Here is a 20,981-nt window from a genome sequence, read left to right as displayed (position 1 = left end):
CCACAGATAAGCCAGATAAGCACAGATAAGAGCGCAAGGCGCTCGGGCGTTGGCACCTTCGCGGAAGCGCGACGTCTATCCTGAAATCTGTGCTTATCTGGCTTATCTGTGGATAACCGCTTCTTTTTTCGGAAAGAGACGCACACGCAATGTCCCACCACGAAACCCTCCTGATCATCGATTTCGGCAGCCAGGTGACCCAGCTGATCGCCCGCCGGGTCCGCGAATGCGGTGTCTATTGCGAGATACATCCCTTCACCAAGGCGGCAGACAAGATCGACTCGCTGCGGCCCAAGGCGGTCATCCTGTCGGGCTCGCCCCACAGCGTCATCGACGAAGGGCCGCGTATCGACGCCAGCCTGTTCGCGATGAATTTGCCAGTGTTCGGAATATGTTACGGCGAACAGTTGATGTGTGAGCTCCTGGGCGGCAAGGTCGAAGCCGGCCACGACCGCGAGTTCGGCCGCGCCGAGATCGAGGTCACCAAGTCCTCACCCATCTTCAAGGGCCTCGACCCGAAAGAAACCGTGTGGATGAGCCACGGCGACCGCGTCACCGCCATCCCCGAAGGCTTCGAGGTCATCGCCACCTCCGAAGGCGCGCCCTATGCCGCCATCGCCGACGAAGCGCGCAAATTCTACGCCGTGCAATTCCACCCGGAGGTCGTGCACACCAAACGCGGCACCGACATGATCCGCAATTTCCTGTTCGAGATCGCCGGCTTCAAGGGCGACTGGTCGATGGCCTCGTTCCGCGACGAACAGGTCGCCAAGATCAAGGCCCAGGTCGGCGACGGCAAGGTCATTTGCGGCCTGTCCGGCGGTGTCGACTCGTCGGTTGCCGCGGTCCTCATCCACGAAGCCATCGGCGAGCAACTTACCTGCGTCTTCGTCGACACCGGCCTGTTGCGCAAGGGCGAGGGTGAACAGGTCGTCTCGCTGTTCCGCGACCACTACAATATTCCGTTGATCCATGTGCAAGCGCAGGACATGTTCCTTAGCGCCCTGGCCGGCATTGCCGACCCCGAAACCAAGCGCAAGACCATCGGCAAGCTGTTCATCGACGTCTTCGACGCCGAAGCCGCCAAGATCGAAGGCGCCGCCTTCCTGGCGCAAGGGACGCTTTATCCCGACGTCGTCGAAAGCGTGTCGCCGTCGGGCGGACCGTCAGCGGTCATCAAATCGCACCACAATGTCGGCGGTCTGCCCGACTATATGAAGTTGAAACTGGTCGAACCGTTGCGCGAACTGTTCAAGGACGAGGTCCGCGCCCTTGGCCGCGAACTGGGCCTCGATGCAGCCTTTGTCGGCCGCCATCCGTTCCCGGGACCCGGCCTGGCCATCCGCATCCCGGGCGCCGTCACGCCGGAAAAGGTCAAGACGCTTCAGGACGCCGACGCCATCTATCTCGACGAAATTCGCAAGGCCGGGCTGTATAACGAGATATGGCAGGCCTTCGCGGTCCTCTTGCCGGTCAAGACGGTCGGCGTCATGGGCGACGCCCGCACCTATGAAGACGTTCTGGCCCTGCGTGCCGTGACCTCGTCCGACGGCATGACGGCGGATTTCTACGAATTCCCGTGGGCCGTCCTCGGCCGCTGCGCCACCCGCATTGTCAATGAGGTGAGGGGAGTCAACCGCGTGGTTTACGACGTGACGTCCAAGCCGCCGGGTACGATCGAGTGGGAGTAGGATACGCACTTCATCAGATGATACCGTTCTTCCTTAGAAGTGCCTGCTCATCACCCGAAACCCAGCCGAAAACCGTCGGCTCCCCGTTCAGTTCCTGGATGAAGTAGTGGACATCGAAGTCTATCGCGACCTTCGATTGATCACTGCGCGCATAGGTCGCCGTCCAGGCAACATGGGCAACGCAATGACAGTCATCAATCGGACTTAGACGGATAGTGCGTATCCGCATATCCCTTGTTCCCATGGCACGGTAACGTTCATAGCCTTGTGCCATGACCTGCTTGAGTTGATCGCCATTTTTCCCCGTCATTACACCGGCAGGAGAGGCCGCTATGAACTCGGAAGCATACAATGACGCGACTTCGTCCATTTCCGAGTCGCCAGCGAGAGACCGATTGAAGAGGTGCTCGTAACGCTCGAAGAATTTCCTCACGCTCGTTTCCATCGATGAGTCTCCTGGCGGGAAAGCAGCGTGCGACGGGCGAGGATTATTGTAGAGGCAGCTGCCATTAGCGTAGCACCAACTCCTCGGCATCCATACTGAACGGTAATGTCACATTGGTGCTGTGGTCGGTGGTGATCCATTCGCTGGGCCGGCGACCCCAGGAATTCATCTGCCCCAGGGCGTCGAACAGGCCGAGATATTGGTAATAAACCGCATTGCCGGTCGTCTCGGCAATCGTGCAGCCCAGCGTGACCACCTTCAGGTCCTCGGTGTCTTCGGGGGGTAGCGACCGCAGGGCGTTGCCGATCGCCAGGGCGCCCTTGCTGTGGCCGATAACACAGGTGAGGGCGCGTTCCAGCAATACGGCGTGCAGGACGTCGGACGAGCCGCTGCCCGTGCGGAAGACAGGTCCGCCATTGGGGAGTTCGGGCGCATCCGGTGTGGTGCTGGACAGATGCCGCCCCAGCTTCGCCGTTTGTGGCGCCACGCTGGCCAGCGCCATTTGCACCGCCGGTTTGATGTTCAAAAAGTCGTAGAGGCCGAAGCCGAACCAGCCGCCCATGCCCTGAAGCACCACATCAGCGACGCCATAACCCGGAACGATGGCCAGGACGGGCTGGCCGAGCGCCGAGGCGATGTCCCAGGCCAATGCCGCACTGCCCAGCGCCGAACTGCCGACTCCGGTGATCGTGGCGATAGTGACGGTCTGAACATCGGCGTCCGGGCAGTCGAGGAAGTCCTGCACGTCGTGAAACGACCGGATATAGGGCTCTCGCGCCGGGTTGACGAGGAGCAGTGAACCTTCGGGATTGGCGATGCCGCCCAGATCGACATCGTCCGTCCCGGAAGAGGCGGAGAGGGTGTTGATCGACTTGCCGCGCGCCTTCAGCTCTTTTTCCAGGGTCGGCGTGTCATAGAACAGCTTATCGAGCTGGGTGTTGAACAGCCGGCAGGCCCGCAGAGCCGGCATGACCAGATACGGCGGGATTTCGAACAGGGATAATGCGGACTTTTCAGGCATGGCCTAGCCTCCGGATGTGGGGACAGGCTACAATGTTTCGCGCGTCATGGCCCTCAAAAGCCCGTGATCGCGAAAGCAGCCAGTAATGAAATCCTGACAATTTGCCCGGCGAAGCATCATGAATTCTTATCGGCCCCGGCGTAACCAGGGTTAACGGAGCGGCGGCTGTACCTCATGCGCCTGCCGCATCTCGCGACGCCGGGTGCCCCGGCGCGAGCATCGATGGGATCGAGACATGCGCACGTTTCTGACGGACAAACGCCTGGCCTTTCGAGATGACAACGGCGCCGCCCCGGAGAAGCCGAAACCGCCGTCGCCGGCGACGCGGATTTCGTGCGTCGTCTGCGCCTATAACGAGGCCGACAAGATCATGAACATACTTTCGGCCGTCCAACACCATCCGGTGCTGGCCGAAGTTATCGTCGTCAATGACGGTTCGACCGACGATACCGGCATGTGCAACTGGGCCTTTCCTGGTGTCCGGATCATTTCCTATATGCCCAACCGCGGAAAGACCTATGCCCTCAGCCAGGGTATTGCGGCGGCCACCGGCGATTATCTGATGTTGCTCGACGCCGATCTGGCCGGCGTGACGCCCGCCGATATCCAGGCCCTGGCCGAACCGGTGCTTAACGGCTGGGCCCAGGTCAGCATCAGCCTGCGCCGCAACAGCCTGGCGATTTATCGTTTTATCGGTCTCGATTTCGTCTCCGGCGAACGGGTGATCCCGGCGCGTCTGGTCAAACGCTTTGCCAACGTGATGGCGCGCCTGCCGCGCTGGGGCGGCGAAGCCTTTATCAACAGCCTGATCACGCGGGAAAGACTGTCGATTGCCGTGGTCGACTGGCGCGGCGTGTTCAATATTCGCAAGTCGCAGAAACTTGGGCAATGGCGGGGCATGCTGGCCGAAGTCACCATGGTGGCCGACGTCTTCCGCGTTCTGTCGCCGTGGCGGGTAGTCGGGCAGAACTGGGCCATGCTGAGGCTGATTATCAAGGCCCCGCCAAAACTATCCATAAAAACAGCTGTAGTGGCGACGGAAGAAATCTCGTTGCCTAGCCCCGCGCGCGATGAATTGGCCGGATGACCGGTCCTTATGGCATATTTACGCCGGCACCGGTTCAAGCGCATGATAATCTTGCGGCTAGGCTCATATAGTCCGCCACGCGCCCGGCCACGCTCCGGTGCCCGAAGATTCGCCAAAAAGTCAGCCGGAAAAGTCAGCCAGAAGAGGTCTGATTCTCCGCCGTCGTGGCCGTACCACGTTCCCTGACGTGCCGATAAAGCGTGTCGGCACGCCTCATGGCTGCGGCCAAGACGTACTTTACAGGAGACCGGATCATGCAAGTCAAAAACGTTATGTCGACGGAATTCACCGTCGTTTCCCCCGATACCACCTTCGAGCAGGCCGCCAGGCTGATGCGCGACGGCGACTTCGGCTACCTACCCGTCGGTGAAAACGACCGGCTCCAGGGCGCCGTTACCGATCGAGACCTCGTCATTCGCGGCCTTGCCGAAGGCCATGACCTCGACACGCCGGTGAGCCGGGCTTTGTCCGAGGACATCATCTATTGCTACGACGACGACGATATCGATAGTGCCGCGGCCCTGATGGAAGGCAACCAGATCCGGCGCCTGGTCGTGCTGAACCGCGACAAACGCATGGTGGGCGTTCTGTCCCTGGGTGACATCGCCCGCATCTGCAAGGACGATCGTCTCACCGGGCGGATCGAGGTCGGCGTCGTTCAGATGGCGTGACGGACATGCCGCGGGCGGCCTTTTCCGGCTTCTTATTTTCCGGAGGCGGTCGCCTGTCAAAAACTTAGTTTCCTTGGCCTAGTGTCCTGAATCTGAAATTCGCATGATGTCTATATCGGCCTCGGGCGAATTTCAGATTCAACAGGACACTAGCAATTTATTGATTCTAGTATCGTTTTTGAATTCGAAGTTCGCTATGCGCCTGATATCAAAATGAGGCGAACTTCGAATTCACGATACTAGTGTTGATGAATCACAATCCACGAGGCCCGCCATGACCTACGATATCGACCGCCTCGTCTTGACCCCGGACGACATCGATCTGTCGCGCTCGCCACTGGCCGGACACCTGAATGCCGAGACCTATGTCCTGGGCGCCTTCAACCCCGGCCTGACAAAGTTGCCCAACGGTAATTTGCTGATGATGGTCCGGGTTGCCGAGGCCCTGCGCACGCCCATTGTCGGCAGCAATGTGCACGCCATTCGCTGGCAGGACGGCCGCTATGTCCTCGACGCCTGGCCGCTCGACCTTGTCGACACCGCCGACCCGCGCAAATTCATGCTCAGGGGCGGGGGCTGGAAGATCATGGCCCTGACCTCACTGTCGTGGCTCTTGCCGGTCGAAATGTCCTCCGACGGCCTCGACGTCGTCACCATGCACTATGACAAGGCCGTGGCGCCCCACGACAGCTTCCAGTGCTACGGTCTGGAAGACGCTCGCGTCAGCAAACTGCCCGACCGTTGGCTGATGACCACCTGTTCGGTCAGTCCGGAGCGCCATTCGACCACACTCTATAGCTCGACCAACGGGCTTGACTGGACGTTCGAGGATATCGTGCTCGACCACCAGAACAAGGACATGCTGATCTTCGAAGGCCAGGTCGGCGGCGAATATTGGGCCCAGACCCGGCCGCTCGGCGATCTCTATTTCGCCTACCCGCCGGGAAGCGAATGGCGCGCCGGCCCATCGATCAACCTGGCGACCTCGAAAGACGGCCATTATTGGAAACCCCATCGCAAACCCGGCATCCGGCCGCATTCGGGCACGCTGGCGACGGCGCGCATGGGGGGAGGCACACCGCCGATCCTGACCGAAGACGGTTGGCTCAGCCTGTGGCACGGCGTCGAACCCAAGGAAATCGTCGGTATCTACCGCACCTATTGGTCGCTGATGGACAAGGATGACCCCAGCCGCGTGATCGCGTCGTCTCCCTTACCCCTGTTGGAGGCCAGTCCCGAACTGACGCGGCCGATCGAGCACCAGATGTATCTTCGCGACGTCGTCTTCACCACCGGCATCGTCGAAGCGGGCGATCATTATGTCGTGGCGTCGGGGGAGGCGGATCTCGCCTGCCGCATCACCCATATCCCAAAGAACGTGTTTAAACCGGCATAGCGAAGCCCCTAAGCTTGTGCTACCTCGTTTGAAACCCGAAAAGGAGTCCGCATGACCAAGGTCGTCTACAAGATCGTCGAACACGAAGGCGGTTGGGCCTATACCGCCAACGGCACCTTTTCCGAAGCCTTCGCCAGCCACGATGCCGCCAGGGCCGCCGCCATAGCCGTGGCGCGCGAGCAGCAGCAACCGGGCGCCGCGGCCGGCATTTCCTGGGAAGATTCGTCCGGCGTCTGGCACGAAGAACTGGCCGGTGGTGACGATCGTCCGGAAACGGATGTAGAAGACTGATTAACGGTTGTAATGTACGTCTCTTATGAGGACGACAATAAACCAAAAAGTGATTTCTCGCCTTGAATCCGAGGACTTAGGTTAAGTCCGGGTCAATTTCCGGAGTCGACGATGTTCGTGACGCGAGTGCCATTGTGAGCGCCATAGTGACAGACCGCACAGAGTTCGCGCAAGGGGCAGGCGCGCGCCCGAAGATATTGATCGTCGACGACCGCTGGCAAAACCTGCTGGCGACCAAGGCTTTGCTGAAGCCGCTCGAGGCGGAGATACTGACGGTCGATTCCGGCGAAGCGGCGCTCAACCTGGTCCTCGATAACGACTTCGCGGTGGTGCTGCTCGACGTCCAGATGCCGATCATGGACGGTTTCGAGACGGCGCGGCTGATGAAGACGCGGCCCAATATGCAGAATGTCCCGATCATCTTCGTAACGGCCATCAGCAAGGAAGACCACTTCGCCACAGAAGCCGCGGCCATCGGCGCCGTCGACTATATCTTCAAGCCGATCAACCCCGATATCCTCAAAAGCAAGGTCAAGGTCTATCTCGACCTGTACCGCCAACGCGAACAGATCCTGCAATTGAATGCAACCTTGCGTCAGTCCAATGAGGAGCTGGAACGCTTCGCCTATGTCTGTTCGCACGACATGCAGGAGCCGGTGCGCAATATGAACATCTTCGCCGGCCTGCTGGCGGAAGACGCCAGGGACCAGTTGGACGCCGGCGCCCAGGACTATGTCCGCTATATCGGCGAAAATGCCGCGCGCATGCAGAAGATGATTCGCGATATCCTCAGTTTCTCGCGCGTCGGCCGCGAAGAACTGGTGTTCGAAGAGGTCGACAGCCAGAAAATGTTCGACGACGTGGTGCGCGAATTCGCCGACACCATCCAGCAAAAACAGGCGCGCATCACCACCGAGGGTTTGCCGGTCCTGATGACCAGCCCGACCCTGCTACGAGTCCTGCTGCAGAACCTGATCGGCAATGCCCTGAAATTCCAGGACGGCAGCGCGACACCCGAGATCCGGGTCGCCTGCCGCCATGAACGCGGCATGTGGCGCTTCGACGTCGCCGACAATGGGATCGGCATCGATTCGGCTTTTTCCAATCGCATCTTCACCATCTTCCAACGCCTGCATCGCGAAGAAGACTATCCCGGCACCGGGATCGGCCTGTCGACCTGCCGGAAATTCGCGCGCCTGTGCGGCGGCGATATCACCTTTACCTCACAGCCGGGCCACGGCAGCGTTTTCACCTTCACCTTGCCGGATAATGCCAATGGCAAATGATTTTCGCTCATTTGCCATTGGCAGCGGGCAAGCGCCCGCCCGAGCTGTTGCGAGGAGCCATGCGGCGCATGAGCTTAAAAAGCCGCCGTCAGAGCGGGGAAGCTAAGCCAAGTGCGCAAGATGCTCGATATCCTCCTGGTCGAAGACAATCACGGCGACGTCGAAATGACGAAGCGTGCGCTTAACTCGGCGAGCACGGCCGTGCGCGTTTCGGTGACCAATAATGGCAGCCAGGCTTTGGAATTCCTCAACCGCGAAGGCCAGTATGATGGCGCTGTCACGCCGGACCTCATCCTGCTCGATATCAATATGCCGCGCATGGATGGCAAACAGTTCCTGGGCGTCGTCAAGTCCTCACCGGAGTTCAGATCCATTCCGGTGGTGATGTTCACCAGCTCGGAATCCCAGAACGACATCCGCGAATGTTACGACCGTTACGCCAACGGTTATGTCGTCAAACCGTTCGACCGGCTGCAATATGCCGAGGCCCTGCACCAGGTAGTCAGTTTCTGGGGCGGCGTCAGCGAGCTCCCGCAATAGGATTCGACAACAAATCGAGTCGCGCTATAGACAGCGCCTGACTTGGAGTTCGGCATGCTGACCGTCTACGGTATCCCCAATTGCGACACGGTAAAAAAGGCCCTGGATTGGCTGAAGGCCAATGACGTCGCCTACGATTTCCACGACTACAAAAAGCTCGGCATCGACGCCAGGCACCTTAAGGCCTGGTGCAAGAAACTGGGTTGGGAGAAGGTCCTGAACCGCGCCAGCACGACCTTCAAGGCCTTGCCCGATTCCGATAAGCAGGATCTCGACGAGGCGAAGGCTATCAAGCTGATGATCGCTCAACCATCGATGATCAAACGTCCGATCTTCGACGACGGCAGGACATGCTTCGCGGGCTTTAAAAACGGATCTGACGATAACGCTGTTCGTATTTTAATCGCGGCGCAAGCTTGAATGTTCGCCGAAATGGGTCGCATGCTCATTGAAAAGGCAAATAATGCCGGTTCGAGGGAGTGGGACGATGAAGAAGCTGGCCGTTGCCGTGTGCGCTGTCGTGGCGTTCGGCCTGATGGGTATCGGAGCCACCGTCTGGGCCGAGAGCTGGGACAATTGGCGATATGCCGTTGCGTATCACAAGGATAGAGACGTCCTGCAGATGCTGGCGGGCGGCCAGGATATCAATATGCAGGATAGCGACGGCTGGACGGCGCTTCATGTCGCGGCCGAGGACGGCAACGTGACCATGGTGCAATTATTGCTCGATCATGGCGCGCGAACCGATCTCAAAACGAAGACGGGGAAGACGGCTTTGGACGTCGGGCGCGCCTATCCTGGTGTGCAGGCCGCGATACGCGTCCGCATGGTGGCGCCCTCCTTACCTCAAGCGCCGTTACCGGGCGGCAAGCCGAATGGCCTGTGCGCGCAACTGGCCGCCTCGACCATTCACGACGGCCGCACACCGCAAAACCGTCCACGCCTGACGGCGCGTGACGATGTGTGGTACAATCACCCGGAGCAACTTGCCGAGCTTCTCGACGATTGTGTCGAGGTGAATTCCCCGGACGACAACGGGTCAACCCTGCTGCATACAGCCGCGGAACGCGACCGTGTCGCCATCGCGCGAATCTTGCTGGATCACAAGGCGGACATTTCGGCGCCTGACAAGTTCGGCAATAATCCGGCAGCCTATGCGACATCCCCCGATATGAAGGCCTTGTTGGGACCGGCAAAAAAAGCCCCCGTCACCGGAAACAGCAAGCTGAAGACGGAATGCGCGCAAAAATATCAGGCGGATGTCGCCTTGTGCAGCGACATGTCCTGCCGGACAAGGTCACAGAACCGCTGGCAAAAGTGCCTCAAGACCGGCCAATATTGGTGACCTGACATTTTCGTGACACCCTTTCAAGACGGTTGCAATCACCCTAAACTCGCCGTGATTTCAGCGTAAGAGTAAGCGTATGACGACACTTCAGATGACACGCCGCGCCGGTTTGATGGCAGGTTTGGGCGCCTTGGGGGCGCTGGCTGGCTGCACGGCCAGGACACCGGCGGCGAAGACAGAAGCGAAAGCCCCGGCGCCGCCGCTCAAGACCTGGCCGTCGCTCGATGCCTTGGCACAGAAGCTGATCACCGAAAAACTGACGCCGGGCATCAGCCTCAGCGTCATGCTGGGCGGTGTTCTGCTCTATTCGAAGGGCTTCGGTCTGGCCGACATCGCCTCCGGAACGCCGGCGACGCCGCAGACCGGTTTTCGCATCGCCTCCATCACCAAACAGTTCACCGCCGCGGCGACGCTCAAACTGGCCGAGATGGGCAAGCTGTCGCTCGACGATCCGTTGGCGAAATTCATGCCCGCGATCGCCGGCGCCGATAAGGTGACCCTGCGCCAGCTTCTCAGCCATACCTCGGGCATGGGCGACTATATAAATGGTCAGGACAAGACGATCCTGACCGCCGCCCAACATACCGATTACAGCGCCGACGCCTTGCTCGACATCGTCCTTAAGCGCGCGCCCTTGTTCCGCATTCCGCCGGGCGTGCGCTGGATGTACAGCAACAGCGCCTTCGCTATCCTTGGCATTATTATCGAACGCGTGTCGGGCATGGCCTTCGCCGATGCGCTCGATACCTGGCTGTTCAAGCCGGCCGGCCTGGAACACACCGGCATAGATCGCTCGTGCACCGTCGCCAGCGCCTGTTACGGCTATAGCCCCGACTACCGCACCGACACCGGGTTCGTCCTCAATCCGCCGATTTCGCCCAGCTTTGGCGGCGGTGCCGGCGCCATGCGTTCGTCCAGCGACGATCTTTGCCGCTGGCACGCCGCCCTGATCGCCGGCAAGGTGCTCAAGCTCGATACCGTCAGGACCATGTTCACGCCGGTCATGTTGCACGACGGCCAGCCGGCATTTGAAAATCGCGGCACCGAGCCGATGGAATACGGGCTGGGCGTGGCTCTGGGCGTGAACGGCGGCTTGCCGCTGATATCGCATGGGGGGCGCATCAACGGCTTTACCGGCCATTTGCGCAGCTTCCCCGACGCGCGCCTGACCGTCGCCGCCCTGTACAACAGCGACGGCTCCGGCATGGGCAAGTTCTCCGCCGGTCAAAAGGCCATCCGCCTCGAAGCCGCCCGCCTTGGCCTCGCCGAGCTTGGATTGACCTAAGCCCGCTGGATAGCCTGAACTCAGCCAAAAATTCATAACCGCTCTTCCCTTACCCTTCTCGTCGCTGTAGATCGCAGGCGAACGCTCCCACATCCCTGTTTTTAGTCAGTAAGCATCGCATGATCCGCCTCGACAATATCAGCAAGCAGAACGGCCACCAGATCCTGTTCATCGACTCCTCGATGGGCATCCAGAAGGGCGAGAAGGTCGGGCTCGTCGGCCCGAACGGCGCCGGCAAGACCACGCTTTTCCGCATGATCACCGGCCAGGAACAGCCCGACGACGGCCAGGTCGGCATCGATGCCGGCATGACCATCGGCTATTTCAGCCAGGATGTCGGCGAAATGTCGGGCCAAAGCGCCGTCGCCGCCGTGATGGACGGCGTCGGCCCCGTCAGCGCGCTCGCCACCGAAATGCACAAGCTGGAAGCGGCCATGGTCGATCCCGATCAGGCCGACGAGATGGACGCCATCATCGAACGCTATGGCGAGGTCCAGGGCCGCTTCGAAGAACTGGACGGCTACGCACTGGAAGCCCGGGCCCGCGAAGTCCTGGCGGGCCTGAGCTTCAGCCAGGAACGCATGGACGGCGATGTCGGCCTCCTGTCCGGCGGCTGGAAGATGCGCGTGGCGCTCGCCCGCATCCTCCTGATGCGTCCTGACGGCATGCTGCTCGACGAACCCTCCAACCACCTGGATCTCGAAAGCCTGATCTGGCTGGAGGCCTTCCTCAAGAATTACGACGGCGCCTTGCTGATGACCTCGCATGATCGCGCCTTCATGAACCGCATCATCGGCAAGGTGGTGGAAATCGACGGCGGCACGCTCATCACCTATTCCGGCGATCTTGATTTTTACGAGCAGCAGCGGGCGCTCACCGAAAAACAGCGCCAGGCGCAGTTCGAACGCCAGCAGGCCATGCTCGCCAAGGAAATCAAGTTCATCGAACGCTTCAAGGCGCGGGCCTCGCATGCCGCCCAGGTCCAGAGCCGGGTGAAGAAGCTCGACAAGATCGAGCGCGTCGAGCCGCCCCGCCGCCGTCAATCGATTCAGTTCGACTTCCGCGCCCCGCCGCGTTCGGGCGACGACGTCCTCAACCTGCGCAATGTCCATAAGGGCTATGGCAGCCAGCCGATCTATGCGGGCCTGGACTTCCTGGTCCGCCGTAAGGAGCGCTGGTGCGTCCTGGGCGCCAACGGTGCCGGCAAATCCACCCTGCTGAAAATGGCGGCCGGCGCGACAAAGCCGGACGCAGGCACGGTGACCGTCGGCGCCAGCGTCAAGATGGGCTATTTCGCCCAGCACTCCATGGACCTGCTGGACGGCGAAGAGACGATTTTCGAATCCCTCGACGGCGCTTTTCCGCAGGCGGGGCAGGGCGCCCTGCGTTCCCTGGCCGGCTGTTTCGGCTTCTCGGGCGACGATGTCGAAAAGCCCTGCCGCGTCTTGTCCGGCGGCGAAAAGGCGCGCCTGGTCATGGCCAAGATGTTGTTCGATCCGCCGAACCTGCTGGTGCTCGACGAACCGACCAACCACCTCGACATGGCCACCAAGGAAATGCTGGTGGCGGCCCTGGCCGATTTCGAAGGCACCATGCTCTTTGTTTCGCACGATCGCCATTTCCTGGCGGCTCTGTCGAATCGCGTGCTGGAACTGACCCCCGAAGGCGTGCATCGCTACGACGGCGGCTATACCGAATATGTCGCCCGCACGGGCCAGGAAGCCCCGGGACTGCACCCGGGCGGCTAACCGGCCGGCAAAACGCACACCGTGTTCACACCAAGTTGCGATTGACAGCTTGCGGTAACTGCCGCCTTTTGGCACGAAGGCTCGGTAAAGGCCGACCCCACATGAACGAGAACGGCGCGACATCTCATGACCACAGACATGCAATTGCCATCGGATACTGAGCCCGTCGCGATCGCTGAAGACCACGGCGAACGCAACAAGCTGGTGATCGGCCTGCTGTTGATCTCGACCTTTGTGGTGATCCTGAACGAGACCCTGATGATTGTGGCCCTGCCGCACCTGATGAAAGATCTCGGCATTACGGCCAGCGCCGCACAATGGCTGTCGACAGCCTTCATGCTCACCATGGCCGTGGTGATCCCCATCACCGGTTTCCTGTTACAGCGATTGAATACCCGGCCTGTCTTTATTCTGGCCATGTCGCTGTTCTGCCTGGGGACCCTGATCTCGGCCCTGGCGCCGGGCTTCGCCGTCCTTGTCATCGGACGCATTGTCCAGGCGTCGGGCACGGCCATCATGATGCCGCTTCTGATGACGACGATCATGACCCTTGTCGCGCCGGAATCGCGCGGCAAGACCATGGGCGATATTTCCATCGTCATATCGGTCGCCCCGGCGCTGGGGCCGACCATTTCCGGACTGATCCTGTCGGTTCTGGAATGGCGATGGATGTTCCTGCTCGTGCTGCCGATCGCCTTGGGCGCCCTGGCCCTGGGGGCGGTGCGGATCAAAAATGTCTCTGTTCCGAACAAGGCGCCGATCGATATCCTCTCGGTCTTCCTGTCGGCCATCGGCTTCGGAAGCTTCGTCTATGGCCTGAGCGGATTGGGGGACATGGCGATCCATCCGCCCGTCATATCGCCGTGGATTCCCTTACTCCTGGGCGCCGCCGTCATCGCGATCTTCATCCTTCGGCAGAGATTTCTGCAAAAAGAGAACCGCGCCTTGCTCGACATGCGCACCTTGACCTACAGCCGCTTCACCATCGCCATGGCGATGATGGCCATCCTGATGATGTCGATGTTCGGCGCCTTTATCCTCCTGCCGATCTATCTGCAGAATGTCCTGGGCCTCACGACCTTGCAGACCGGATTTCTGCTTTTGCCGGGCGGTCTGGTCATGGGGCTATGCGCGCCGACTATTGGCAGGTTGTTTGACAAGCACGGTCCCGTACCATTGGTTATCCCGGGCGCTATTCTGCTCAGCGTCGCCCTGTGGGGGCTGACCTTCATCCAGCAGGACACGCCTTTCTGGCTGTTGCTGGTGGCCCACCTGACCTTAAGCGTCGGCCTTGCCATGATGTTCACGCCGCTCTTTACGGTCAGCCTGGGGGCCTTGCCGCCGAACCTCTATTCGCACGGCAGCGCCATGCTCGGCGCCACGCAACAAGTGGCCGGCGCCGCGGGGGTGGCCTTGTTTGTCGCCATCATGACCCTGCGGAGCGCGGCGCTTGCCGCCGGCGGCGCCGACCCGCATGCGGTGACGACCGGAGGCATCAAGGCCGCCTTCCTGTGCGGCGCCATTATCTCTCTTGGCGCCGTCGTCGCTGCGTTTTTCATTAAAAAACCGGACGTTCCCGTGCCCGGCGGGCCAGCAGGCCACTAACGCGAACGGCGTGCTGGAGTTGACACCTGCGGGCGTGCATCGCTATGTAGGACAATAGCGGAAATGTCGCCTGCACCAACGCGAGGGCAGGGCGCAAAGAGTAAAAACGGATGGTAATATGGCGCGAATGAGCTACGCTATGTCACTGATATTGATAGGTATTGAAATTTCGGTCTCTATCACTCTCATTTACTTGGCTGCAAACATCTTTTCTGCGCCTTATGCCGTTGGTTTGTTTCTTCTAATTAGCATTCCCGCCATGAGGTTTCTGTCCTACAAATTGATCAGGTGCCCTGCCTGCAAACATAGTCTAATTGTTTTGTGGAAGCGGGGTACCGGTATCAATGCTCACGCTTGTAATAAATGTGGGCAATATCCATGGAAGCTTTAATTCAAAGTAGCGTCATTAGGCCAGACGCGGTTTCACGGTTAAATGAAAATTTCCCTCTATATATTATATTTATAGTTCTTGTTTTCGTTTTATTAGGACACAAATATATTTTTGATCTTAAAATTCAAATGTTTCCTGACAAGGAAAAATTTGGTCATTTTAAAAGAATAGCTATTATATTTGCAATATTAATTGATTGCGGTGGAATCGCTTACGTAATTTCTTCGGTGAGATGATAAAGAACGGGCAACCTATATTGTGTCGTCTTTAAGTGGCGGCAAGGCCTCGACCAGGTCTTGGACGCCAACGCCTTTTCCCTGGATACTGGCAAGCTGGGATTGCGTTAATAGAGGCATCGCATTTTTGTCCTGACAAAGATTCAACTCGTCAACTCAGACGTTTGAATGTTAGCTAGGCTCCATCCGGACAATAAAGAATCCACAGGGTGTGAGCATGACGATCAAAAATGGCCTGGTCACGGTCGCCCTAGTGCTGGCGGCTCCGTTTTTAGCGTTGGGTTCAGCACAGGCAGCCGACCTGCAGCGTCCACAGCTGACGGGTGTCTCGCATATCAGTCTTTACACCTCTGACGCCGCCAAAACGGAAGCCTTTTACACCCACGATCTCGGTGCGGTGAAGGGTGCCGATCCGGAAAACCCGGCCGGTGTACGCTATTATTTTTCGCCGCTCCAGTTCGTCGAGATATTGCCGTTGCCGGAAGGTCCCGCCAGTACCAATCGCCTCGACCATGTGGCCTTTACCACCCCCGATGCCGAGGGTTTGCGCCAATACCTGGCCTCACGGAAAATCACCGTTCCAGCCAAGGTCGAAAAGGGCAGCGACGGCAGCGTTTGGTTTTCTGTCAACGACCCCGAAGGCCACAGGGTAGAGTTCGAACAGCCGGCGCCCAATCCGCCTGCGATTCCGGTCAATCCGCTGTCCAGCCATATCATTCACGTCGGTTTTATCATCCACAACCGCGCGGTTGAAGACAGCTTCTTTCAAGACGTGCTGGGTTTTCGCCCCTATTGGTATGGCGGCTTCAAAGAAGACACGCCGACCTGGATCTCGCTGCAGGTGCCGGATGGCCACGATTGGCTGGAATACATGATCGTCAGCGGGCCTGAAACGACGGGCATTCCGGCGACGATGAGTCAGGCGACCGCCGGGATCCTGAACCATTTCTCACTGGGCGTGCCCAATGCCGAGGCGGCCTATACGACCCTGTGGAATGGTGACCGGCTCACCGGCCAGAACGAACTCCCGAAGATCGGGCGTGACGCCAAATGGCAGATCAACCTGTTCGATCCGGACGGTACACGCGCGGAAATCATGGAACTCCATGCGATCGGCAAGCCCTGCTGTTCGCCCTTCACAGCGGCTGACCCAGACAAGTAGGCCATCGAGGAGGACATGCTGATGAATAATCGCCGTACAGGGCGGGCGCTGCGCCAAGCCATCGGTGCCGTGCCCATCGATGCCGTAACCTGCGCGCTCGCTGTGGCTGTCTGCGTCCTCGCTACCAGCGTCCGTGCCGGCGACCCACCGCCAGCCGCAACGCCCGAAAAGGCGCCGGCCTGGGCCCAACCTGGCTCGGCCACGCATGTACAGGTGGYGCCCCCCAGCGATTTTCATCAGCCCACGACGACGGACATGAAGCCGATTGGCATTTTTGACGGCCAGTCCGACGTCGGAAACCCCATGGTGGCGGGAAGCGCCAGCTATGATCCGGTATCGAAGGCCTATGCGATCACTTCGGCCGGCTACAATATCTGGTATACGCGCGACGAGTTCCATTATCTGTGGAAGCAGATGTCGGGCGACGTGTCCCTGGCTGCCGACATCGCCTTCCCAAACGCGGGTTACGAGGATCGCAAGGCCGTCTTGATCATTCGCCAGAGCCTGGATGACGACGCGAAAGAAGCCATTGTCGCCTTGCATGGTGGCGGCATGATCCATCTGGCGCAACGCCCCGAAAAGGGTGTTCGCGTCAAGGACATGGAATATCGCATCGGCGGTCGGGGCCGCCCCGGCGGCGCCAATCCCGACAGTCTCGTTCCCGTCAACGCCAGGCGCATCGGCATCGAAAAGCGCGGCGACTCCTTTTCGCTTTTTGTCAGCCTTGAAGGCGAACCGATGCACCAGTTCGGTCCCCCGATCACGCTCCATCTGGAAGGGGCCTTCTATGTCGGCATTGGCTTTTGTTCACACGTGCCTGAAACGGCTGATTCAGCCGTCCTGTCCGATGTGGTTCTCCTCAATGCCGCCGGCGAGCTTAAATAACGTCAGTAAAAGGTCAGAGTCACATATTTGGCGCGAGTGTGAACGGTTTAGGTAGGACCACAAACCCCCACACGTCCCGGCCCACGATGGTTTTCGACTGGCCGTCGTCGCCGCCCGCGCCTGTGCCTGGCGCGCCAGCCGGCCATTAACGCGAACCGCGAACCGAAAAATTCCATTTTCCCACCCTCCGGGCGATTGAACCTCCGCGTTTTTGGATTATATTTAATTCAACGTTCAACAAGCGAAAGGAGGTGGTCTGATGTCTCATTGTCAAATGCCGCATGCGGCAAATCGAGTGAGCACGGCCTTCATCGCAGGGGGCCGGCGCGCTTAAGCTGTCCACGTGCATTGCAAGACAATGGAAGGGCCGTTCCGCAAGGGGCGGCCCTTTGTCATGCCGCCACGCACGGGCAAACGCACAGGGAGCTGTTGCGATCTTCCGGGTTTTCTGCAATTAGTCTGACTAATAGAAGCGCCGTGCCACAAAACAAATGGCGACCTCACCTGGGAGATGTCAAATGAAACGCGTCGTCACCGCGGCCTTGGCTGCCATCATGATCGCCGGCTCCGCGACGGCGCAAACCGCCGCCCCGATCGCGGAGGATTTCAAGCCGTCCGAGCTGAATCAGCCGGGGCAAGACTACCCGCAGGTCAATTCGCAAGGCTACGCCCGTTTCCGCATCACCGCTCCCGACGCGCAGGCTGTCAAGGTCAGCCTCGGCCTGGGCGGGCGCGGCGGCACCACGCTGGTCAAGGGCCCGGACGGTACGTGGACGGGCACCTCCGAAGGTCCGCTCGACCAAGGCTTTCACTACTACCATTTGACCGTCGACGGCGGCACCTTTAACGACCCGGGGACCTTGAATTTCTACGGCTCGACGCGGTGGGAAAGCGGCATCGAAATACCGGCGGCCGACGCGGATTTTTACGCGCTGAAGGACGTCCCGCACGGCCGCGTCGAACAGGTCCTGTTCGCCTCGCCCAGCACCGGCACGCAGCGCCGCGCCCTGGTCTACACACCGCCAGGCTATGATGAAAATCCCGGCGTGCGCTATCCGGTGCTCTACTTGCAACATGGCTGGGGCGAAGACGAAAACGCCTGGTCGAACCAGGGCCGCGCCAACCTGATCATGGACAATCTGATCGCGGCCGGCAAGGCCAAGCCCTTCATCATCGTCATGACCTACGGCATGACCAACGACGTGAAGCCCGGCGGCTTGTTCAGCTTCGACATCAAGCCGTTCCAGACGGTCATGATCGATGAACTGATCCCCTATATCGACGGCCATTTCCGCACATTGTCCGATCAACCCCACCGCGCCATGGCCGGCCTTTCGATGGGCGGCTTTGAAACCAAGCTGATCACCTTCGCCAACTTGGACAAGTTTGCCTATATCGGCCTGTTGAGCGGCGGAACGATCTCGGTCGATGACGTCGCCAAGACGCCGGGCTTCCGCGACAAGGTCAAGCTGGCTTTCGTCAGCTTCGGCAGCCGGGAGCTGGAAGGCCCACGCATGGGGCCTCCCGGCGCACCGCCGCAGGACCCGCGCAAGAATGCCGAGGCGCTGAAGGCTTCCGGCTTCAATAGCGTCTTCTATGTCTCGCCGAACACGGCGCACGAGTTCCTGTCGTGGCGGCGCAGCCTGAGAGAAATGGCGCCGCTGCTGTTCAAGGACTGACGGCCGCTGCAAAAACCCAATCTGCCGGGAGGGAATGGAGGAGGCAGTACGAGTGCTATTCTCCCAGTCTCGAACGTCCGTCGGTCGCTCCATCGCTCGCCTCGCCAGAAGCCGCATGCGGCAAATCGAGTGAGCACGGCCTTCATCGCAGGGGGCCAGCGCGCTTAAGCTGTCCACGTGCATTGCAAGACAATGGAAGGGCCGCTCCGCAAGGGGCGGCCCTTTGTCATGGCGTCGTTTCTGTGGTTGAATAATTGTTTAACTTCGATTATGTTGAACATTGTTAAACCGGAGGTGCCCAACCATGAGCCGCGCATTTGAACTGGATGAGAGCCGGCCGATTACCGAAATCAAGTTCCGCAAAACCGGCGGCTCGTTGTCGGTCATTTGGCCAAGCGCCAATGCAGCGGCCTTGCACGTCACTGACGGCTCCGTAGCGAAGATCGCTTATACCAAAACCGGCGAGCAGGTCATTATTCCCGTCGCCAAAGGGCGGCGAAAATATTCTTTGACGGAATTGCTGGCCGAATTGCCGGACCAGGTGGATCTAAGTGCCGAACACGGAGCATGGGAGCAAATGCGTCCGACAGGGAATGAAATCTGATGCCGCCTGGTGCGAAGCACCCCAGGCGGGGGGACATATGGCATTTAAATTTTTCGCCGGCCGCCGGCCAGGAAATGAAGTATGAGCATTTTGCCATCGTCATATCGCCCGACGCCTATAACCGGATGACAAATCTCATTTACGTGGCGCCGATCAGCACCACAGCCAATCTGGCCCGTAATGTCGGCTTCCAGGTGTCGCTATCCGGTGCCGGGACGAAGACGACGGGTGTGATCGATCTCATGCAAATAAGGGCGGTTGATTTTAAATCGGCCGAACGCAAGGTATCCTACGTGGAGCACCTGCCGGCCTATATTGTCGAAGAGGTTCTGGATAGAATTGCGCCGATTTTTATGGGCGATGACGAATAGGTAAAAAAGTGCGACGCGTCGGTAAATGTCGACCTGTCCAATGTCACGTTGCAGGCTAGAGTCGTCCCAAAGCGCTTTCAGTATCTCGGGCGCCACCCTTGTCGGCGGTGGCCGGCAGGTATAGATTACCCGCGGGAAAATGGGGGCACTATCATGGCAAATGACAAAGCGGCAATCTGGTCAGGCTTTTGGCGTCGCGTGTTTGCCTGGATCATCGACAGCATAGTGCTGGGCGCCGTCTGTTACGCTATCGGATGGCTGGCCATGGATTACGTCTCGGCCTGGGGGACAAATGGCCGAGTGGTCGGGCTCACGCTCGGTATTCTGTATTTCGGCGTTACAGCCAGTGGCTTGGGCGGTGGTCGCTCGGTCGGCATGCGTATCTGTGGCCTAAAGGTCGCCCGGATGAACGGTCGGCCGCTGGGTCTGTTGGCCGCCCTTCTCAGAGCCGTTGTACTGGTCGCGCCGTGGATGCTCAATGGCTGGTATTTCCAAACGAAGGACACCATGCTTGCCACTGTCATAGGTGTCGCGGCGATAACCGCCGTCTTCGGTGTCACCCTGGCGCAGATCTACCTGTTGCTGTTTAACCTGCCCACGCGCCGGATGGTTCACGACTTGATATCCGGGTCGATTGTCGTCCGGGATGATGTCGAGTCGTTTGAAGCTCCGAAGCGTCCCGCGCACGTTGTTGTGGCGGCGCTTCTTATCCTGGCGGCCCCCGGGCTGGCCGTCGCCGGGCCGTCGATTTTATCTGCCTGGATGCCCAAGGCGACCGCAGCAACATCAGCTGCGCAAAAGGTTGTCGATGCTGTAAACGCCTTGCCCGAAGTAGCTGAAACAGACGCTACGGATAACACGACAACCTATTTCGCTACGGGTCGACCGAATAACACCGTCCGCACCCTGGTCGTGACGGCCAGGGTTCGTAAATGGCCTGCCGACGTCAATCGCGAATTGGCCAGGATCGGCGCCGCGACGGTCAAATCCTATACCTTTGCGCCTGATCAGCACCTGACGGTGAAGATCGTCCAGGGTTTCGATTTGGGATTTGCCAGCTACAACAACTTCCAAAGCAACCAATTTTCCACCAGCTGCACCGACCCGGATGTCAACTGTCTTGATAAATGAAGGCCTCCGGTCGGAATCGTGAAATCGTTTCGCCCCGGAATCGCCCTAATTGCGGTTAGCGGTGCGCTCTAAATCATTGATTTCTCATGCGGTACCGCTTTGCGGCTA

General features: G+C 59.5%; 20 protein-coding genes. 18 read left to right on the top strand and 2 right to left on the bottom strand.

What is annotated here, in order from left to right:
- The first annotated feature begins 149 nt into the window (after positions 1-149).
- Positions 150-1,691, top strand: coding sequence for a glutamine-hydrolyzing GMP synthase (gene guaA, locus AC1DX3_RS02420; protein WP_476987633.1), 1,542 nt, complete (start codon positions 150-152; stop codon positions 1,689-1,691).
- 13 nt (positions 1,692-1,704) lie between these two features.
- On the opposite strand, the gene AC1DX3_RS02415 is transcribed toward guaA, so the two are convergent.
- Both AC1DX3_RS02415 and AC1DX3_RS02410 read right to left on the bottom strand, forming a co-directional pair.
- Positions 1,705-2,136 carry a nuclear transport factor 2 family protein gene (locus AC1DX3_RS02415; RefSeq protein ID WP_476987632.1) on the bottom strand — a complete coding sequence of 144 codons (432 nt, stop codon included), beginning with the start codon at positions 2,134-2,136 and terminating at the stop codon, positions 1,705-1,707.
- Positions 2,137-2,200: 64 nt separating this feature from the next.
- Positions 2,201-3,157, bottom strand: a complete 957-nt coding sequence (locus tag AC1DX3_RS02410) for a hypothetical protein (RefSeq protein WP_476987631.1) — start codon at positions 3,155-3,157, stop codon at positions 2,201-2,203.
- A gap of 235 nt (positions 3,158-3,392) precedes the next feature.
- Between AC1DX3_RS02410 and AC1DX3_RS02405 the strand changes: the two genes are divergently transcribed.
- The 17 genes from AC1DX3_RS02405 to AC1DX3_RS02325 all read left to right on the top strand — a co-directional run bounded on the left by AC1DX3_RS02405 (position 3,393) and on the right by AC1DX3_RS02325 (position 20,873).
- Entirely contained in the window at positions 3,393-4,244 is an 852-nt protein-coding gene (locus AC1DX3_RS02405; RefSeq protein WP_476987630.1) for a glycosyltransferase family 2 protein, read from the top strand.
- Positions 4,245-4,498: 254 nt separating this feature from the next.
- Positions 4,499-4,915: a CBS domain-containing protein gene (locus AC1DX3_RS02400; RefSeq protein WP_476987629.1), complete on the top strand. Its 417-nt coding sequence runs from the start codon at positions 4,499-4,501 to the stop codon at positions 4,913-4,915.
- Positions 4,916-5,189: 274 nt separating this feature from the next.
- Positions 5,190-6,311 (top strand): glycoside hydrolase family 130 protein, encoded by a 1,122-nt coding sequence (locus AC1DX3_RS02395; protein WP_476987628.1) that lies wholly within the window; start codon positions 5,190-5,192, stop codon positions 6,309-6,311.
- Between the two features lie 51 nt (positions 6,312-6,362).
- On the top strand, positions 6,363-6,602 hold the full coding sequence (locus AC1DX3_RS02390; protein ID WP_476987627.1) for a hypothetical protein: 240 nt from the start codon (positions 6,363-6,365) through the stop codon (positions 6,600-6,602).
- Positions 6,603-6,748: 146 nt separating this feature from the next.
- Positions 6,749-7,888: a sensor histidine kinase gene (locus tag AC1DX3_RS02385; RefSeq protein ID WP_476987626.1), complete on the top strand. Its 1,140-nt coding sequence runs from the start codon at positions 6,749-6,751 to the stop codon at positions 7,886-7,888.
- 120 nt (positions 7,889-8,008) lie between these two features.
- The gene (locus tag AC1DX3_RS02380; RefSeq protein ID WP_476987625.1) at positions 8,009-8,428 is read left to right on the top strand and encodes a response regulator; all 420 of its coding nucleotides are present in this window, start codon (positions 8,009-8,011) and stop codon (positions 8,426-8,428) included.
- Between the two features lie 54 nt (positions 8,429-8,482).
- Entirely contained in the window at positions 8,483-8,848 is a 366-nt protein-coding gene (locus tag AC1DX3_RS02375) for an arsenate reductase (RefSeq protein WP_476987624.1), read from the top strand.
- Positions 8,849-8,915: 67 nt separating this feature from the next.
- Positions 8,916-9,773 carry an ankyrin repeat domain-containing protein gene (locus tag AC1DX3_RS02370; protein ID WP_476987623.1) on the top strand — a complete coding sequence of 286 codons (858 nt, stop codon included), beginning with the start codon at positions 8,916-8,918 and terminating at the stop codon, positions 9,771-9,773.
- 79 nt (positions 9,774-9,852) lie between these two features.
- Positions 9,853-11,061 carry a serine hydrolase domain-containing protein gene (locus tag AC1DX3_RS02365; protein ID WP_476987622.1) on the top strand — a complete coding sequence of 403 codons (1,209 nt, stop codon included), beginning with the start codon at positions 9,853-9,855 and terminating at the stop codon, positions 11,059-11,061.
- Positions 11,062-11,180: 119 nt separating this feature from the next.
- Positions 11,181-12,809, top strand: coding sequence for an ABC-F family ATP-binding cassette domain-containing protein (locus AC1DX3_RS02360; RefSeq protein ID WP_476987621.1), 1,629 nt, complete (start codon positions 11,181-11,183; stop codon positions 12,807-12,809).
- Between the two features lie 126 nt (positions 12,810-12,935).
- The gene (locus AC1DX3_RS02355) at positions 12,936-14,414 is read left to right on the top strand and encodes an MDR family MFS transporter (RefSeq protein ID WP_476987620.1); all 1,479 of its coding nucleotides are present in this window, start codon (positions 12,936-12,938) and stop codon (positions 14,412-14,414) included.
- An 844-nt stretch (positions 14,415-15,258) separates the two neighbouring features.
- On the top strand, positions 15,259-16,203 hold the full coding sequence (locus AC1DX3_RS02350) for a VOC family protein (protein WP_476987619.1): 945 nt from the start codon (positions 15,259-15,261) through the stop codon (positions 16,201-16,203).
- A 21-nt stretch (positions 16,204-16,224) separates the two neighbouring features.
- Entirely contained in the window at positions 16,225-17,088 is an 864-nt protein-coding gene (locus tag AC1DX3_RS02345; protein ID WP_476987618.1) for a hypothetical protein, read from the top strand.
- A gap of 518 nt (positions 17,089-17,606) precedes the next feature.
- Positions 17,607-18,767 carry an alpha/beta hydrolase-fold protein gene (locus AC1DX3_RS02340; RefSeq protein ID WP_476987617.1) on the top strand — a complete coding sequence of 387 codons (1,161 nt, stop codon included), beginning with the start codon at positions 17,607-17,609 and terminating at the stop codon, positions 18,765-18,767.
- 304 nt (positions 18,768-19,071) lie between these two features.
- Positions 19,072-19,371: an AbrB/MazE/SpoVT family DNA-binding domain-containing protein gene (locus tag AC1DX3_RS02335; RefSeq protein WP_476987616.1), complete on the top strand. Its 300-nt coding sequence runs from the start codon at positions 19,072-19,074 to the stop codon at positions 19,369-19,371.
- Positions 19,371-19,742, top strand: a complete 372-nt coding sequence (locus AC1DX3_RS02330; protein ID WP_476987615.1) for a type II toxin-antitoxin system PemK/MazF family toxin — start codon at positions 19,371-19,373, stop codon at positions 19,740-19,742. Before AC1DX3_RS02335 ends, AC1DX3_RS02330 begins: the two co-directional genes overlap by 1 nt.
- Positions 19,743-19,895: 153 nt before the next feature.
- Positions 19,896-20,873, top strand: a complete 978-nt coding sequence (locus AC1DX3_RS02325; RefSeq protein ID WP_476987614.1) for an RDD family protein — start codon at positions 19,896-19,898, stop codon at positions 20,871-20,873.
- The last annotated feature ends 108 nt before the right edge of the window (positions 20,874-20,981 follow it).

The organism is Asticcacaulis sp. P2_B1 (assembly GCF_056404915.1).
This window is presented reverse-complemented; position numbering and strand designations above follow the sequence as displayed.